The 15,708-nt window shown below is 55.0% G+C and carries 14 protein-coding genes and 6 pseudogenes; 16 read left to right on the top strand and 4 right to left on the bottom strand.

What is annotated here, in order from left to right:
- Nucleotides 1-52 precede the first annotated feature (52 nt).
- From LJU32_23695 to LJU32_23745, 11 genes and pseudogenes are all read left to right on the top strand, one after another.
- The gene (locus LJU32_23695) at nt 53-1,150 is read left to right on the top strand and encodes a DegT/DnrJ/EryC1/StrS family aminotransferase (GenBank protein ID WKV88402.1); all 1,098 of its coding nucleotides are present in this window, start codon (nt 53-55) and stop codon (nt 1,148-1,150) included.
- Nucleotides 1,147-2,091 (top strand): glycosyltransferase family 2 protein, encoded by a 945-nt coding sequence (locus tag LJU32_23700; GenBank protein WKV88403.1) that lies wholly within the window; start codon nt 1,147-1,149, stop codon nt 2,089-2,091. The genes LJU32_23695 and LJU32_23700 overlap by 4 nt, the downstream gene beginning before the upstream one ends.
- Nucleotides 2,084-2,335: pseudogene (locus LJU32_23705) on the top strand (isomerase). The gene LJU32_23700 and the pseudogene LJU32_23705 overlap by 8 nt, the downstream one beginning before the upstream one ends.
- A 72-nt stretch (nt 2,336-2,407) precedes the next feature.
- Nucleotides 2,408-2,539, top strand: a pseudogene (locus LJU32_23710) (isomerase).
- Between the two features lie 75 nt (nt 2,540-2,614).
- A pseudogene (locus LJU32_23715) lies at nt 2,615-3,016 on the top strand (FdtA/QdtA family cupin domain-containing protein).
- 19 nt (nt 3,017-3,035) lie between these two features.
- Nucleotides 3,036-3,446: a GtrA family protein gene (locus LJU32_23720; protein WKV91185.1), complete on the top strand. Its 411-nt coding sequence runs from the start codon at nt 3,036-3,038 to the stop codon at nt 3,444-3,446.
- Between the two features lie 10 nt (nt 3,447-3,456).
- Nucleotides 3,457-4,485 carry a hypothetical protein gene (locus LJU32_23725; protein WKV88404.1) on the top strand — a complete coding sequence of 343 codons (1,029 nt, stop codon included), beginning with the start codon at nt 3,457-3,459 and terminating at the stop codon, nt 4,483-4,485.
- Nucleotides 4,486-4,603: 118 nt separating this feature from the next.
- Nucleotides 4,604-5,359: a hypothetical protein gene (locus tag LJU32_23730; protein ID WKV88405.1), complete on the top strand. Its 756-nt coding sequence runs from the start codon at nt 4,604-4,606 to the stop codon at nt 5,357-5,359.
- Entirely contained in the window at nt 5,356-5,649 is a 294-nt protein-coding gene (locus tag LJU32_23735) for a hypothetical protein (GenBank protein ID WKV88406.1), read from the top strand. Before LJU32_23730 ends, LJU32_23735 begins: the two co-directional genes overlap by 4 nt.
- 103 nt (nt 5,650-5,752) lie before the next feature.
- Nucleotides 5,753-6,499, top strand: a complete 747-nt coding sequence (locus LJU32_23740) for a hypothetical protein (GenBank protein ID WKV88407.1) — start codon at nt 5,753-5,755, stop codon at nt 6,497-6,499.
- A 14-nt stretch (nt 6,500-6,513) separates the two neighbouring features.
- Entirely contained in the window at nt 6,514-7,179 is a 666-nt protein-coding gene (locus LJU32_23745; protein ID WKV88408.1) for a hypothetical protein, read from the top strand.
- Nucleotides 7,180-7,295: 116 nt separating this feature from the next.
- Here LJU32_23745 and LJU32_23750 read toward each other — a convergent pair.
- The 4 genes and pseudogenes from LJU32_23750 to gmd all read right to left on the bottom strand — a co-directional run bounded on the left by LJU32_23750 (nt 7,296) and on the right by gmd (nt 11,482).
- Nucleotides 7,296-8,409 (bottom strand): annotated as a pseudogene (locus LJU32_23750) (glycosyltransferase family 4 protein).
- Nucleotides 8,409-9,554, bottom strand: coding sequence for a glycosyltransferase family 4 protein (locus LJU32_23755; GenBank protein ID WKV88409.1), 1,146 nt, complete (start codon nt 9,552-9,554; stop codon nt 8,409-8,411). The pseudogene LJU32_23750 and the gene LJU32_23755 overlap by 1 nt, the downstream one beginning before the upstream one ends.
- Nucleotides 9,555-10,451 (bottom strand): GDP-mannose 4,6-dehydratase, encoded by an 897-nt coding sequence (locus tag LJU32_23760; GenBank protein ID WKV88410.1) that lies wholly within the window; start codon nt 10,449-10,451, stop codon nt 9,555-9,557. It abuts the gene before it with no gap.
- Entirely contained in the window at nt 10,451-11,482 is a 1,032-nt protein-coding gene (gene gmd / locus LJU32_23765) for a GDP-mannose 4,6-dehydratase (protein ID WKV88411.1), read from the bottom strand. The genes LJU32_23760 and gmd overlap by 1 nt, the downstream gene beginning before the upstream one ends.
- 451 nt (nt 11,483-11,933) lie before the next feature.
- Between gmd and LJU32_23770 the strand changes: the two are divergent.
- From LJU32_23770 to LJU32_23790, 5 genes and pseudogenes are all read left to right on the top strand, one after another.
- Nucleotides 11,934-12,673 (top strand): annotated as a pseudogene (locus tag LJU32_23770) (ABC transporter permease).
- Nucleotides 12,673-13,416 (top strand): ABC transporter ATP-binding protein, encoded by a 744-nt coding sequence (locus LJU32_23775; GenBank protein WKV88412.1) that lies wholly within the window; start codon nt 12,673-12,675, stop codon nt 13,414-13,416. The pseudogene LJU32_23770 and the gene LJU32_23775 overlap by 1 nt, the downstream one beginning before the upstream one ends.
- A 5-nt stretch (nt 13,417-13,421) precedes the next feature.
- A complete protein-coding gene (locus LJU32_23780; GenBank protein WKV88413.1) occupies nt 13,422-13,961 on the top strand; it encodes a hypothetical protein in 540 nt (179 codons plus the stop codon).
- A gap of 325 nt (nt 13,962-14,286) precedes the next feature.
- Nucleotides 14,287-14,586 carry a hypothetical protein gene (locus LJU32_23785; protein ID WKV88414.1) on the top strand — a complete coding sequence of 100 codons (300 nt, stop codon included), beginning with the start codon at nt 14,287-14,289 and terminating at the stop codon, nt 14,584-14,586.
- Between the two features lie 10 nt (nt 14,587-14,596).
- Nucleotides 14,597-15,699: pseudogene (locus LJU32_23790) on the top strand (DegT/DnrJ/EryC1/StrS family aminotransferase).
- Nucleotides 15,700-15,708 lie beyond the last annotated feature (9 nt).

A 15,708-nucleotide genomic window follows, 5' to 3' on the forward strand; every position in this document is an offset into this window, starting at 1 on the left:
CCGGCCAAAATCAAGATAGCAGACGCCTTTTGCTTCGAAATGGAGAGCACCCATGCAACAGATCAACAACCTCGCAGCGAAGATCGACAAGTTCAAGTCGCAGATTAACGCTTCGGTGCAGCGCGTGGTCGACAGCGGTTGGGTGGTATTAGGGCCGGAAGTCAAACGCTTTGAAACAGCATTCGCTGAGTATCTGCAGGCTGGCCATTGCATCAGCGTCGCCAATGGAACCGACGCCATCGAGCTGGCGCTCAAGGCACTCGGTGTCGCTGAAGGCGATCAGGTCGCTACAGTGGCCAATGCCGGCATGTACACCACCACATCGGTACTGGCCATCGGCGCAACTCCGCTGTTCATGGATGTCGACCTGGACACTCATGTGGTCACCTTGGCGAGCGTCGAGCAAGCGATCGAAGCCGGGGCCAAAGCCGTTGTCGTTACCCACCTGTACGGTCTCGCAGTGCCGGACATCAAGGCCATCGCGGCGTGCTGCGCGACGCACAAGGTTGCTCTGCTGGAAGATTGCGCCCAGGCTCATGGCGCCGAGCGCGATGGTCAACGCGTGGGTACCTTCGGGGACGCTTCCAGTTTCAGCTTCTATCCAACGAAGAATCTCGGAGCCTTGGGCGACGGCGGCGCTGTCGTGACCAATTCGGCTGCAATTGCCCAGCGTGTTGCGCAATTGCGCCAATACGGGTGGTCATCCAAGTATTGCGTGGAGCTCGCAGGCGCCCGCAACAGTCGCCTCGATGAAATGCAGGCGGCCATCCTGTCCGAATTTCTGCCGCACCTTGATGAGGGCAATGCGCGCCGCCGCGAAATCGCCCAGCGCTACCGCACCGAGATTCGCCACGGTGACATCAACCACTCGCCAGACACGGGCCTGGCCTCGGTTGCCCACCTGTACGTGATCAAGTCGCCGAAACGTGACGCTCTGCAAAAACACCTGCGTGAAGCGCAGATCGCCTCAGACGTGCACTACCCGATCCCCGACTACAAGCAGCCGGTATTCGGCCAACAGTTCGCCGGTCTCAACCTGGTCAACACCGAGCAACTGGCTTCGGTCATCCTCACGCTGCCTTGCTATCCGGAAATGACCGACGCCGAAGTCAGCAACGTGATTGCAGCCGCCAATGGATGGACTGCATGAGATATTCCGTCATCGTTCCAGTCTATAAAAACGCTGATTCGATTCCCCGGCTGATCCAGGCTCTGACCGACATGAACACCACACTCGAGAATCAGCTCGAGGTGGTGTTTGTGGTGGATGGCAGCCCTGATGACTCGTTCCTGTTGCTCAAACAGGCTTTGGGTAGCATGAAATTTTCTGCACAACTGCTCGCGCACTCGCGCAACTTCGGGTCGTTCCCTGCCATTCGCACCGGCCTGATGGCTGCCAAGGGTGATTATTTCGGAGTGATGGCCGCCGATCTGCAAGAGCCGCCAGAACTCTTGATCAGTTTTTTCAAGTCGCTGTCCAACGATGAATGCGACGTTGCCATCGGTACGCGCAATGCCCGCCAGGATCCGTTCTCCAGCCGGATGGCGTCGTCGATCTTCTGGGGCCTGTATCGCCGCCTGGTGGTGCACGACATGCCTGCAGGAGGGGTCGACATCTTCGGCTGCAACAAGGCGTTTCGCGAGCAGTTGCTGCAGCTGAACGAGTCGCGCTCGTCGCTGATTGCGCTTATTTTCTGGCTCGGCTTTCGGCGCAAGTTCATCGAATACGAACGGCAGACACGCCTGGAAGGCAAATCGGCGTGGACCTTCAAGAAGAAGCTCGAGTACATGATGGACAGTGTGTTCGCGTTTACCGATTACCCGATCAGACTGCTCACACGCATGGGCGCCATGGGCTCGCTCATTTCGCTGTTCATCGGCTTTATGGTGATCATTGCGAAATTGTCTGGAGCTATCGAGGTGCCAGGGTATGCCGCCACCATGCTGGTGGTGCTCTTGTTGGGCACACTCAATCTGCTCGGCCTGGGGCTCGTGGGCACCTATGCCTGGCGCGCCTACGAAAACAGCAAGCAGCGTCCGCTTGCCATCGTCTGCATGAAACTCGACAACAAGGAACATTCCAATGACTGAGCCGTTCATCCACTCCAGCGCCGATGTAAAGAGTTCGAAGATCGGCAAGAACACACGCATCTGGCAATACGTTGTGGTCTTCCCGGACGCGGTGATTGGTGACGACGTCAACGTCTGCTCGCACTCGCTAATTGAAAATGACGTGGTGATTGGTGATCGCACTACCATCAAGTCCGGTGTTTACGTGTGGGACGGCTTGCGGATCGGCTCCGACGTATTCATCGGCCCGAACGCCACGTTCACCAACGACAAATTCCCACGCTCCAAGGTATATCCGGAGACGTTTTCGCAGACGGTCATCCAGGACGGCGCCTCGATTGGCGGCGGCGCGGTCATTCTGCCCGGCGTCACCATCGGTACCGGCGCAATGGTGGGTGCAGGTGCGGTCGTTACCAAGTCCGTACCTCCGTACGCCATCGTGACCGGCTCTCCGGCCCGTATAACAGGCTACGTGGAAAACTCCGCATCCAGTGATGCCACCAAGACTCCTGCTGTCAAAACCCAGGAGCAGGATGATGCGGTAGTGCGTATCGGCGTCGGCGATGTCACCACCCACCGCTTCAAATACATTGCGGACATGCGCGGCGACCTGTCCGTAGGTGAGTTCCACAAGGAAATCCCGTTTACCCCCAAACGTTATTTTCTCGTGTTCAATGTTCCGAGCCAGAAAACCCGCGGCGAGCATGCCCACCACAAGTGCCACCAGTTCCTGATTTGCGTCAAAGGCAGCTGCGCAGTGGTGGTAGATGACGGCACCAACCGTGCCGAAGTGTTGCTCGACGCTCCGAACAAAGGCATCTATCTGCCGCCACTGACCTGGGGTATCCAGTACAAATATTCCGAAGATGCGGTACTGCTGGTGTTCACCTCGGACTATTACGAAGCTGACGATTACATCCGTGATTATTCAGAGTTCACCAAGCTGACTGCCAAAAAAGCGCGCCGTGACCACACTGAAAAACAATCCGCAAGTTCGCCGCTGGATCAGCTTCCTGATCGGCGGCGGGCTCAATACCGGAATAACCTACTGCCTCTATCTGTTGCTCAGCTATGTGATCAACTACCAGATAGCCTATGCGATCGCCTATGTTGCCGGAATAGTCTTTGCCTACTTCTTCAACTCGAAAGTCGTGTTCAAGGTCGAGCACTCGGTGATCGGCATGCTTGTTTATCCGACCATTTATCTCGTGCAGTACGTACTCGGCGCAGTGTTACTCAATGTGCTGGTCGAGCACTTGAATATGCACAAGGCTGTCGCACCGATTCTGGTCATATTACTTCTCCTACCCTCAAGTTACCTTCTAAACAAAGTCGTTCTTAAGGCAACTCATAAAACCAAGCCCGCGAAGGATTAACAGGCGCCCCATGACAACTACGAAACCGGCATTGCCTGCGATGCCAATTCATCCCTATAGCAGGTCGATGCTATGGCTCGCCCACTTGGCTCCGGCACTGCTGACCGTTGTGTTCATATGGCTGCCCTTCGGATTTTTGCTGACCGGGCTTATTGAGGAATGGGGTGTTATCGGCCTCTTCAGTAGAGCGGGACTGTTTTTCGTAACAGACATTTCAAGCCCCTTGCCTGCTCATGCCTTGCGACCCTTGACGGTATTTCCCCATGCGGTCGCTTATTTTCTTGACCCGAATAGTTTCAATTTCTGGCACATATTGCTGATGGTCGCACTGACGATCAAAGGCGCCTCATTGAGTTTGCTTACCACTCGGGTGACAGGCTCCATCAAATGGGGAATGTTCGCCAGCATTCTGGTCATTATTTACCCAGCCGACACGATGCAGCTCTCGTTCCGGGCGATCCACATCAATTGGGCATTGAGCCTGGTATTGATTGGCAGCGTCTTGCTGCTCGCAGCAACCGACCAGAACAGTAAACTCCGCGGGACACTCCTGAGCTTGGCTGCTGGCTTCCTGCTGGCTTGTGCCAGTGCAATGTATGAAGCCTCCCTGCTGCTCGTCGCCATTCCGTTTATGGTCGCGTTCGCACAGACGGGATTCAAGCGATTGTTTTCAAACCTGAAAGACAATTGCCTTTACTACGTGATCTGGGTTTCCGGCGCCCTGACATATATTGTTTATGTCATTCATACCGCGCCGCTGGTAAAAAGCTATCAAAGCGTGCTGGCTGGCGGCAGCGCACTGACGACGCTGATGACGTACTATCCCAACCTGTTCAAAGTGGGCTTGTTTCGCAGTATCTTCGGCGGCTGGATCGATGCACTGCGCATCACCCGCATCGAGATAATCAGTTATTGGTATCTGGTAGTTGCGACTGCAGTACTGATGGGACTGATTTATATCTTCTTGAAGAGATCGGTAAAAACCGTCGCATTCGAAGAAAAAGCGCTGACTTTGCAATCGTTTTACGGCTCGCCTTAATCGGCCTCGCCCTCATTTGCATCGGCTACGCTCCGTTTCTGCTGTCGCCTCCGCATATGGCGATCAGCCAACGGACCTTTTATTCGCTACACCAGGCGCCGTACTGTTCGCAGTTTCAATGCTCTGGGCTTTGAGCAAAGCATCCAAAGCACTGACCTCGGCAGGATTCGCCGCGCTCATCTTCACTGGCCTCGCCTTCCAGCTGTTCCAGTTTCACCATTACATTGAAATTTCCAGGCAACAACAGCTCGCGCTCAGGGACATTGTTCAAAATTTCGACGGCAACGCTGCTGATAAGACCCTGTTGATCCTCGACTACAACAATCAGCTCAATCATGTCTGGATGTTCTTGAATCCTGACTTGGCAAACGTTCTTACTTACATTTATGGCAAACCCGTCAACGACATCCAGGTTTGCTATATGCCCAGCCGCGAATGGCAAGCGCCAACACCTTCGGTGCAACGCAAGGGCACTTGCGAAGAGGGCAAAGATGACTGGACATTCAATTTTCCGTCGCCTGTTACTGGCCCAGGCATGGAGTTGGCACCTGCCACCCCGAGCATGAAGCTCTCCAAGTCGAAAGTGGTCACGGTGGTGGTCGGGGACAGAAAGCCGAACGCGGAAAATGGTTTATCGGCATCCTACCGCACGGAGCTGGAATCGGGCGATACGCCGACCAGCCTGCGCTACCGTGGAATTACCGAAACCAAACCGTGGTTTGATTTTTCAAATTTCGCGACCAATTGGCCAAAGACGAGTACTTCTGGGGCTTTGGCAACTGGTGGAATCTCGACCTTCCTACGGCTGGCTCTGGATGGCGCGACGCAGATTGGGAACCTCGCCGGTTCAATCACATTGCTACGGCCTGGATGAATGCACCGCAAGCGTCACTTTACTTCGATCTCGAGCCGAAAAACGCGCCTTACGTACTGAGCGGTTTTTTCGACGCGTTCCCGAACGAGGCGAGCCGCAGCAACATGAAGTTCAGAATTAACGGCTCAGAGATTCCTGTTGAATGGAGCGAGGTTGGAAAGTTCACCGGGGCAGTGGACCCTAAACTCTTGAAAACGGGACGCAATGTACTCGAGTTCGAGACGGTCCCCAACCATGATTACTACGGTTATTCTGCGCGGCTGGACTGGGTCAAGATCGCACCTGAATAACCCTGCCCCCCGCATCCTTGCCAGTTGAAAATGCAGATGCGGGGTTTATTCGAATTTATTTCACGTCGAGCCAGCAAACTCTTCGCTGAAACGGAGCAACAACATGGATGCGATGAAAATCGATACCCGCCCCCCGTCAGAGCAATCGGCAATGTACACCTTCAGACTAAGCGAAAGGTTCGTCGCCTTCGCACTGGCCACGCTACTGATGTTTATGGCCCAGCTTTACATCAACCCACAGACATTTCTGGGGGATGCCTATAACTATTGGGATCTGAGCTCAAAAATCTGGGATTTTTCATTTCCAAAATCTTTGCGCGGTTACTTTTATCCATTGCTGCTCTCGCCAGCGAGGATATTCTTCGACGCCTATCCTGAAACGGGATACCTGGCTGTCCATCTCATCCAGGCACTGGCCTTCTCCTACTCACTGTGCATTTCGCTGCCATACGTGTTCAGCAAGGTCATCGGGGGCAAAATCACCCTGCCACGCCGCCTGTTGGTGCCTGCGCTGGTAGCCATTTTCTTCCCGCCGCTGATTGCTTACACACTTAGCGACCTTCCCGCTTTCTGCCTGATCATTGGCGCGCTGGCCCTGATTCTCAAAGCAAGCGAGCAAAAGAGTGTCGCAAGAGCAATCGTCCTTATGATCGTGGCAGGGGTACTGGCATACGGGGCATACAATACTCGAACAATCTATCTGTTCACTCTCATTGCCTTGCTGCCGGCTATTCCCCTGCTCGCGCTTAAAAATCAATGCCTGCGTAAAAAAATACTGTTATTGGCATTCTTCGTCATCGGCTCGGCGATCGCAGCCATTCCTCAGTCTTTGATAAACAAAAGCACCTGAATTCTGCAACACCCTTGGTTGTCGCGAGCGTCAACGACGCTTCACTCTTCGCAAGTCAGCTTAAATGGGGAATTACCCTGCAGCGTTATGAAACAGGCCACGACACAGAGACCGGTGCAATCTTTCCTATCTTCTATCTCGATCCGATAGGAGTGCGATTAACTGAAGAATTAAAGTTTAAAGGTACTGTTCCAACACTACCGTGGTATTTCCAACTGCTCCTCTCGGAACCGGTTTCATTTCTCAAGATATACACTAAGCATTTTGTGAACGGGCTGGATGTTCGTGACTATGACACCTATACGAAAGTTCGCTCCAAGGAAAATGACATTCGCTCGGCGACCAGTATCGCGATCGCTCTGTTTGGCCTGATCTGCTTATTCCTTTTAGTGATTCAAAAATCGGACAACCGGGCGCAAGGCTTATATCGCATTGGCTGGCTGGCGGTTATTGTGTTGCCGGTATTCGCAATTCTTCCGGGCGCCATTGAGACCAGGTTTTTCTTGCCTCTGCATGTGATGGCTTACTGTGCGATTGCGTTTGGAGTTTCAAAACAGTGCGCACGGGCGACTTCGGCAAAAGTCCTGATTCCTCTGGGCATTTTGTTTGTGGTCGCCGTACCTATCGCGTTCATGATTGCAAAAGCTGCGATATCCAACCCGGTTTTTCAATTGAATTGAGAGTCGGATGTCAGTGTAAGGGCGTCGCGCGAGACGCCCTTGTATGCAGATTGAGACGACGCGCTCACGATCACTGTACGGAAGACTCCACGGCGCTTGTGCGAAGCTCTCGGACCTCAGGGTTTTCGCAGCAAGCGCCGATAGATTGCCGCGTACGCTGAAACCATGGATCGCGCAGAAAACACCTCAGAGTATCGACGCTGCGCATTCTCACCGAAGGCCTGAGCGCGCTCAGGAGCGTTCGACAACGTCAACATTGCGCTGGCAAGGGCACCGGAGTCTCTAGGCGGAACCACAAGTCCGGTCTCACCAGCAATGTTGATGAAGGTAGTACCCGAGCCGATTTCACAGGAAATGAGCGGTTTGCCGTACATCGCCGCCTCGAGCAGCGAAATGCCAAATGACTCCGAACGCAAGTGTGATGGAAACACAAAGGCATAACACAGCGTCAACAGCGCAGCCTTGTCCTCATCACCCAAGCCTCCCAGAAAATGCACATTGGCAAGGCCGAGCCGCGCAGCCTGCTCTTTAGTTCGGACTCCTGATGCCCGCCCCCGAGGATCACCACTGGCAAACCGCTGATCTTTGCCGCATCCAGCAAGTAATCGAGCCCCTTGTAATATCGCAAGGCACCGACGAACAGGAAGAACTTAGAACCCACCCTGCTCCGCCAGAAATCAAGCCTGGTTTCGGGGACGACCGGATAGGTAGCTCTGTCCAACCCATAAGGAATGATTTCGACCTTGTCGCGGAACCGTGACAGCACCGGACTGCTTTGTGCGTAGTTAGGTGAAGACGCCACGATACAATCCACGCTGGAGAGAAAGCGATTCATCAGTGGCTGATACAACTTGAGCAGTGTCTTTTGCTTGACGATATCGGAGTGATAACTGAGTACCGAGGGTTTGCCATGCCGAGTCGCAAAATGGACCAGGTCCATATAAGGCCAGGGAAGTGGTAATGCACCACATCAGCCTCTTTGGCCAATTGCGAAAAATCCTTGAACGCGGACAGAGAGAATCCCGTCGAGGCAACATGCATATCCAGCCTCGAGCGATGGGTCAGGTGATTACCCACTGTTTCATTACGAGCAGCGCCCCGTTCACTGAGGTACAGCACTTCGGAGCAAAACCCGTGTTCCGCGCCGCCTTGGGCTATCTGGAAAATGACCTGCTCGATCCCGCCCATCGTTTCCGGGTAATAGGTTTTGAAGAAGTGCAGAACCTTGATCATTTGGCGTCGATAACCTTTTGGTAGACCTGCAGGGTTTCTCGAGCACAACGCTCCCAGGAAAAGCCTTGCGCGTGCTTCATTCCCTTGATGACGGCGGCATCGCGCCAACACTGATCGGTCAGCCCGCGCTCGATAAGACCGGTCAGCGCTTCTACGTCCAGCGCGGCGCACATCAGCGCAGCATCACCCGCCACCTCGGGCAGCGAGGAGCTATTGGAGCAGACCACCGGCACCCCGGAGCTCATGGCTTCCAGAACCGGTAGACCGAAACCTTCATAAAGCGACGGAAACGCGAACAGACGTGCGCCGGCAAACAGCAGGGGCAAGTCTGCGCTGGGAACGAATCCGAGATAATGCGCCCAGCCTTCACGCCTGGCGCTTTCGAGCTTCTCGTGAATCGCGTCGTTGCGCCAACCGTGATACCCGGTAAGGATCAACGGCCAACGGGTTCGCAATGCAAGGGGCAATCGACCATAGGCGGCGAGCAACGTCTCGATGTTCTTGCGTGGCTCGATCGTACCGACAAAAAGCGTGTAGCCATCGGGCTTCAAGCCATGGCGTGCAAGCACATCGCGAAGCTCATGCGGCGCGCGAGGAAAGAACTCCGGAGAGCTGGCCAGCGGCACAGTATGGATTCGTTCGATGGGCCATGAAAAATAGCTGGCCAGTTCCTGTCGCGTGAATTCCGAATCAGTGATCAAAGCATCGGCCCTGACCAGCGTGGTTTTCAGCTCTTTTTGCAGATAACGGACTAACTGCGGCGCGTGACAATGCGCCCAGGTGAAGGGCGACAGATCGTGAAACGTTGCCACGCTGCGCCCGGCAAAAGGCGGCAGATAATAATTGGGGCTGTGGTAGAGAAAATCCCCATGCCCTTTCAGGGCAGCCTTGCGCAACATCGGCATCAACAGCCGATAAGCTTCCACTGCCAAAAAGTTCTTCTGCACCGCACGCTTCAAGCCGTAACCACTGCCGGACTCATTGGAAGCTGTGGGAAGTTCAGGCAGAAAACGTCGACCGGCAAAAAATTGCAGGTCGGTAATTTCGGGACTTTGCTGAAGTCTCAGCGCAAGTTCATAGGTATAGCGACCGATGCCAGTCAGCGGAAAGCGGATCGGCTCAACTGAAAGAACTAGCTTCATTTATTCCGCCGCAAGCATCCAGCTCAGAGTTTCTTCCAGTCTTGGCGTATCCCAGCCCTGAACCAGCTCACAAAGACGGGTATTGTCGCCGCAGAGAATTTTGACTTCGTTGGCTCGGACGAACGCCGGGTTCACTTCGACTGCAAGCTGATGCCCCGTGATAGCCGAACACATGTCGATCACTTCACGCAGGGAATGACTCTTGCCCGAACTCACATTGACCGTCTGGCCAACAGGCCGCGCCTCGATCAAACCGCGATAAGCCTTGACCACTGCACGCACATCACTGAAGTCGCGAGATACATCGAGATTGCCCAGCTCGATCTTGTCCGCACGTTGCCGGAAATGAGCGACGATCTTCGGCAGCAGAAAGCTCTCGGCCTGGCCGACACCGGTGTAATTGAAAGGACGCGTCACCACTATCGGCAAGCGGTTATGCCAAAGACTGGCCATGTATTCCATGGCCAGTTTGCTGACTGCGTAATCGTTGGCCGGCGCTGGCGGTGTGGTTTCACTGAGCAACCCCGCCGAAGCATTGCCATAGACATTGGCACTGCTTGCCAGCAGCACGCAGTCCGGCACCTTGCCACAAGCTGCGACGGCTTCCAGCAGGTGACGGGTGCCGATCAGATTGACGCGGTAGAACGTATCGGCCGCACCGTGAGCCACAAAGGCGAGTGCAGCCAGATGAATTACCACGTCGGGTTGAATAGTTGCCAGTAACTCGCGCAAGGCAGAACCGTCAGCCAGATCAACCTGATAATAGCCAGGTTCATCCGACGGTTGTGTACCCATCCCTATCACTTCATAGCCACCGGCCTTGAGCTCAGCAGCCATGTACCGCCCGGTGAAACCTTGAATACCTGTGATCAACGCGCGCTTACCGGCAATACTCATCAGAACGAAAACCCTTTCTCATTTCGACGCAGATCCGCCTCGACCATCATGCGGCACAGCTCTTCAAGCGTGGTTTTTGGCTCCCAGCCCAGCGCCGCTTTGGCTTTGGCAGGGTTGCCGATCAACAGCTCGACTTCGGTAGGACGGTAGAATTTCGGGTTGATCGTGACCAACACCTTGCCAGTCGCCAGGTCTGTGCCCTTCTCGTCTTCAGCCGCACCGCTCCAGGCCAGATCGATCCCGACAGCCTTGAAGGCCATGGTGACGAAATCGCGCACGGTTTCGGTACGGTTGGTCGCAAGTACAAAAGTATCCGGCTCGTCTGCCTGCAGCATGCGCCACATGCCTTCGACGTACTCTTTCGCAAAGCCCCAGTCACGCTTGGCGTCCAGATTGCCGAGTTCCATCTTGTCGAGCAGGCCCAGCTTGATCTTCGCCACGGAGTCGGTGATCTTGCGGGTAACGAACTCGCGTCCGCGCAGTGGCGACTCGTGGTTGAACAAAATGCCGCTGGTGGCAAAGATGTTGTAGGACTCGCGGTAGTTGATGGTCATCCAGTGCGCGTACAGTTTGGCAACGCCGTAAGGACTGCGCGGGTAGAAAGGTGTGCTTTCGATCTGGGGGATCGCCTGCACCTTGCCGAACATCTCGGAAGTCGATGCCTGGTAGAAACGCACTTTCGGATTGACGATCCGGATCGCTTCCAGAAGGTTCACACACCCCATGCCGGTAATGTCACCGGTAGTCAGAGGCTGATCGAATGACACGCCAACGAAACTCTGGGCTGCAAGGTTGTAAACCTCAGTCGCTTCAGTGGTCTGAAGCAGACGGATGCTGGCCGACAGATCGGTCAGGTCGTACTCGACCAGATGCAGATTGGGATGCTTTTCAATACCCAGCTCCTCAATGCGCCAGAAGTTGACAGAACTGGTTCGACGGTAGGTGCCGTACACCGTATAACCCTTTTCCAGCAGCAGTTCCGCCAGATAGGCGCCGTCTTGCCCAGTAATGCCGGTAACGATAGCTTTCATGCGAATCCTCTAAACTCCATTAGAGAGCCTTTGCCAGGCTCCGTTGTGTCATGTGCGCCCATTGAGCTCTAAGTCGAAGAGCCATGAAATCTTGCAGATCATACAGAATGCGGCTCGGAACGACGATACCAAAGCTGTTCGCCAGGCGTAACAGGATCATTATGCCAGCAGCCCATGACCTTCCTCCGCGTGTCGAGGATTGCATTCTGCCCGATCCCTGCCACGCCTACACGGATATATAAATCAAGAAGTTGCTGCTACTGATCGAAATCCTCCAGCTCGTGCGACAGGCAATAAAGAAATAACTCAGAAAGAGTGACACTCCCCGCACCCAAGCCTAAAATGGCGTGTTTTTTTGATCAACAATCTGGTGCTATTAATGCGCAATGGTTCAGTAAGTATCGCCGTGTCGGACATCATCGCCGCGACGAGACGGTACGCTTTAGTAGGGATGCTAGGCTGGCAGGACGTTCGCCAGCGCTATAGAAGGTCGGCACTCGGACCGTTCTGGCTGACTATCAGCATGGGCGTCATGATCGCCACCATCGGTGTGGTTTTCGGTCAGATTTTCAATTCTCCGATTCAGGAATTCCTGCCTTTTCTCGCGATCGGCATGATTCTCTGGAGCTTCATGTCCACGGTGATCACCGAAGGCTGCACCGGGTTCATTGCCGCCGAAGGCATCATCAAGCAATTACCGATCCCCCTGTTTGCCCACATCATGCGCATGATCTGGCGCAACATCCTGATTCTGGGTCACAACATCGTGATCTTTCCACTGGTACTGCTGGCCGTCGGCAAACCGCTGACCTGGTTGGCCCTGATCAGCATTCCGGGTTTTTCCTGGCACTGCTCAACTTGACCTGGATCGCCCTTCTGCTGGGCATTCTGTGTGCGCGCTACCGTGATCTGCCCCAGATTGTCGGAAGTTTGTTGCAAGTCGTGTTTTACCTCACGCCAATCATGTGGATGCCAAGCTTGCTGCCGCAACGGGCAGGTCTGTACCTGCTCGATCTGAACCCGGCCTACCATGTCATGTCGGTGGTTCGATCCCCGCTGATCGGGCAGTTGCCCACCGCTACCAACTGGTGGGTTTCCTGGGCATGGCCGTCGTCGGCTGGGCTTTCGCGCTCGTGGTTTACGGCCGTTACAAGCGCCGCATCGCATACTGGCTCTGAGAAGAACGACTAATGTCCTTGATCGAATTCAAAAATGTCTGTGTAGATTTTCCGATCTATAACGCGAACGGACGCTCGCTGAAAAAGCGTCTGATGCAAGTGGCTACCGGCGGTCAGTTAGGTGCGGATCAACAGGGCCGAGTGATTGTCAGAGCTCTCGAAGACCTGACTTTCACGCTCCGCGACGGGGATCGGGTCGGCCTCCTTGGACACAACGGCGCCGGCAAGAGCACGCTGCTGCGCTTGCTCAGCAGCGTGTACGAACCTTCCTCCGGCACCGCCGTGATCAAGGGAGAAATCGGCTCGTTGATCGACATATCACTGGGTACGGATCCGGAAGCGACCGGCCGGGAAAACATTTTCCTGCGCGGCGGCATTCTTGGCATGACCAAGTCGGAGATCGCCGAAAAGCTCGACGAGATCATCGAATTCTCCGAGCTTGGTGATTTTGTCGACATGCCGATCCGCACTTATTCGTCAGGGATGCACTTGCGTCTGGCGTTTGCGGTTTCGACGACGATAAAACCGGAAATTCTGTTGATGGACGAATGGCTTTCGGTGGGCGATGAAGGCTTCAAGCACAAAGCCGAAATCCGCATGAACGAGCTGGTGAAATCGACCAATATCCTGGTGATTGCCAGCCACTCGCGCGAACTCGTCATGCACACCTGTAATCGAGTGCTGTGGCTGGAGCACGGGAAAATAAAAATGGATGGCGACCCGGCGACGGTCACCGCAGCTTATTTCGGAGCTTGAGGCAGATGAACAGCATTAAGCGCAACGGGGTGGATATACAGGTGGCTTTCACGCTGGCCTCCAGCCGCCTGCACGCCAAGAACCTCATTGAAACGGGGGCTGATGTCCCGGCGGAGGTTGTCGCGACCAAGCCAGGCATGAAACTGATCGTACGCCACTATACGAAACAGGCGCTTGTGCGTATTGCGCATCGCCTTGTCAGAGCGGCCCGACCGGTCACCCGACCACTATTGTTCCGCCTGCGCAACTACTTCACCTCCACCCTCCGCCAGGAAATGCTGGAAGAGTTCACCAAGCTGCAGAAAATTCAGTACCAGCAGCACCAGCAGATCGTTCTCGAATTTCAGCGCCTGGCGAACTCGGCGAAGATCCAGGCCCGACTGTCGCAAAAAATCTTTTCCGGCCAGCACTCGCTGGAAAGTCTGCAACAACAACTTGACCGTATCGAACGGAAATGTCCGGGCGTCGACCGTCAACCGGCTGTCGATTCGCCTCAGGGCGAGGCCACGGCCGCTCCTCGACAAGCCAGAGGTGAAGGTGCATGAAAAGTGAAGTGATCGTCGTCGGTGCCGGCGGGCACGCCAAGGTGTGTATCGAATTGCTGCGAGCCCAAGGCGATAGCGTCGCTTACTGCGTAGGTAATCCGGACAGTCCGGATACCTGCCTGGGGGTTCCCGTACTTAAAAATGACGAACACCTCGCGGCGCTTCGCAATGATGGCTACGAAAAGGCATTCATCGCGATCGGCTCCAATTCGGTGCGAAACAAGCTGGCCGCAAAGGCGACCCAGCTGGGGTTTGGCCTGGTCAATGCGATCAGTCCGGCAGCAGTGGTATCACCTTCAGCTAATTTGGGGAGGGAATCGCCGTCATGGCCGGCGCCGTTATCAATGCCGAGGCGAAAATTTCGGACCTGTGCATCGTCAATACCGGCGCCACTATCGATCACGATTGCGTGATTGGCGAGGCGGTCCATATCGCTCCGCAATGCGCGCTGGCGGGCAATGTGCATGTGGGCAAGCTCAGCTTTATCGGTGTCGGCAGCAAAATCATCCCCGAGGTTCATATTGGTGAGTCGGTGATGGTAGGTGCCGGCAGCGTCGTCATTTCGAACATCGGGTCGGCAACTACAGTCGTAGGCGTGCCAGCCAAAGTTCTACACAAAATTTGAAGGAACAAGCATGAATCGTATTTCTGTTGCACAACCGAAGCTTGCCGGAAACGAACGTAAGTATGTGCTGGATTGCCTGGATACCAACTGGATTTCCTCGAACGGCAAATACATCGGCGCCTTCGAAGAAAGCTTCGCAGCATTCTGCGGCGTCAAGCACGCGATCGCGACCAACAACGGCACCACTGCACTGCACCTGGCATTGGTCGTGCTCGACCTGCAACCGGGCGATGAAGTCATCATTCCGACAGTGACCTACATTGCCACCGCCAATGCCGTGCGCTACTGCGGAGCGACGCCTGTATTGGTGGACGTTTGCGCCGATACGATGAACATCGATCCGCAGACCATCGAAAGCAAGATCACCGCGAAGACCAAAGGCATCATCCCGGTGCACCTGTACGGTCACCCTGCGCAAATGGATGTCGTCAACGAAATCGCCCGCAAACACAACCTGTGGGTGGTGGAAGACGCGGCCGAAGCCCATGGCGCCGAGGTCAAGGGCAGCAAGGTTGGCAGCCTCGGCACGTGCGCAACCTTCAGTTTTTTGGCAACAAGATCGTCACCACTGGTGAGGGCGGCATGATTACCACCAACGATGATGAGCTGGCGGCGAAACTGCGCCTGTTCCGTGGTCAGGGCATGGACCCGAAGCGTCGTTACTGGTTTCCAGTGGTCGGCTACAACTACCGCATGACCAACATTCAGGCAGCGATCGGTCTGGCGCAGATGGAAAACATTGATACTGCCCTGGCAGATCGTGATCGGCTCGCTGGCTGGTATAACGAAGCGCTGGCCGACCTGGCTGGCAAAATCGTGTTGCCGACCGAGGCCTCCTGGGCCAAACAGGTTTTCTGGATGTACAACATCTTCCTGAGCGATGGCGACGAGCACAAACGTGACGAAGTCATGCAAAAGCTTGATGCCATGGGTATCGAAACCCGCCCGGTCTTCTACCCGATGCACGTGCTGCCACCGTACAAGGAGGACAGTACCTACCCTGTTGCAGACTTGTGGTCGGGACGGGGCATCAATTTGCCGACGCATCAGGACCTGACTCAGGATGACATCATCAGAATTGCAGCCAGCCTGCGTGAGGTCCTGGCCGACTGATGAAAATCG

Source organism: Pseudomonas sp. B21_DOA (assembly GCA_030544685.1).
Classification (GTDB): Bacteria; Pseudomonadota; Gammaproteobacteria; order Pseudomonadales; family Pseudomonadaceae; genus Aquipseudomonas; species Aquipseudomonas fluorescens_AO.

What these genes read in the sequence shown, in the direction of transcription:
- LJU32_23695 (WKV88402.1), top strand. Translation starts at nt 53, where the DNA reads ATGCAACAGATCAACAACCTCGCAGCGAAGATCGACAAGTTCAAGTCG.
- LJU32_23700 (WKV88403.1), top strand. Translation starts at nt 1,147, where the DNA reads ATGAGATATTCCGTCATCGTTCCAGTCTATAAAAACGCTGATTCGATT.
- LJU32_23725 (WKV88404.1), top strand. Translation starts at nt 3,457, where the DNA reads ATGACAACTACGAAACCGGCATTGCCTGCGATGCCAATTCATCCCTAT.
- LJU32_23730 (WKV88405.1), top strand. Translation starts at nt 4,604, where the DNA reads ATGCTCTGGGCTTTGAGCAAAGCATCCAAAGCACTGACCTCGGCAGGA.
- LJU32_23735 (WKV88406.1), top strand. Translation starts at nt 5,356, where the DNA reads ATGAATGCACCGCAAGCGTCACTTTACTTCGATCTCGAGCCGAAAAAC.
- LJU32_23740 (WKV88407.1), top strand. Translation starts at nt 5,753, where the DNA reads ATGGATGCGATGAAAATCGATACCCGCCCCCCGTCAGAGCAATCGGCA.
- LJU32_23755 (WKV88409.1), bottom strand. Translation starts at nt 9,554, where the DNA reads ATGAAGCTAGTTCTTTCAGTTGAGCCGATCCGCTTTCCGCTGACTGGC.
- LJU32_23760 (WKV88410.1), bottom strand. Translation starts at nt 10,451, where the DNA reads ATGAGTATTGCCGGTAAGCGCGCGTTGATCACAGGTATTCAAGGTTTC.
- gmd (WKV88411.1), bottom strand. Translation starts at nt 11,482, where the DNA reads ATGAAAGCTATCGTTACCGGCATTACTGGGCAAGACGGCGCCTATCTG.
- LJU32_23775 (WKV88412.1), top strand. Translation starts at nt 12,673, where the DNA reads ATGTCCTTGATCGAATTCAAAAATGTCTGTGTAGATTTTCCGATCTAT.
- LJU32_23780 (WKV88413.1), top strand. Translation starts at nt 13,422, where the DNA reads ATGAACAGCATTAAGCGCAACGGGGTGGATATACAGGTGGCTTTCACG.
- LJU32_23785 (WKV88414.1), top strand. Translation starts at nt 14,287, where the DNA reads ATGGCCGGCGCCGTTATCAATGCCGAGGCGAAAATTTCGGACCTGTGC.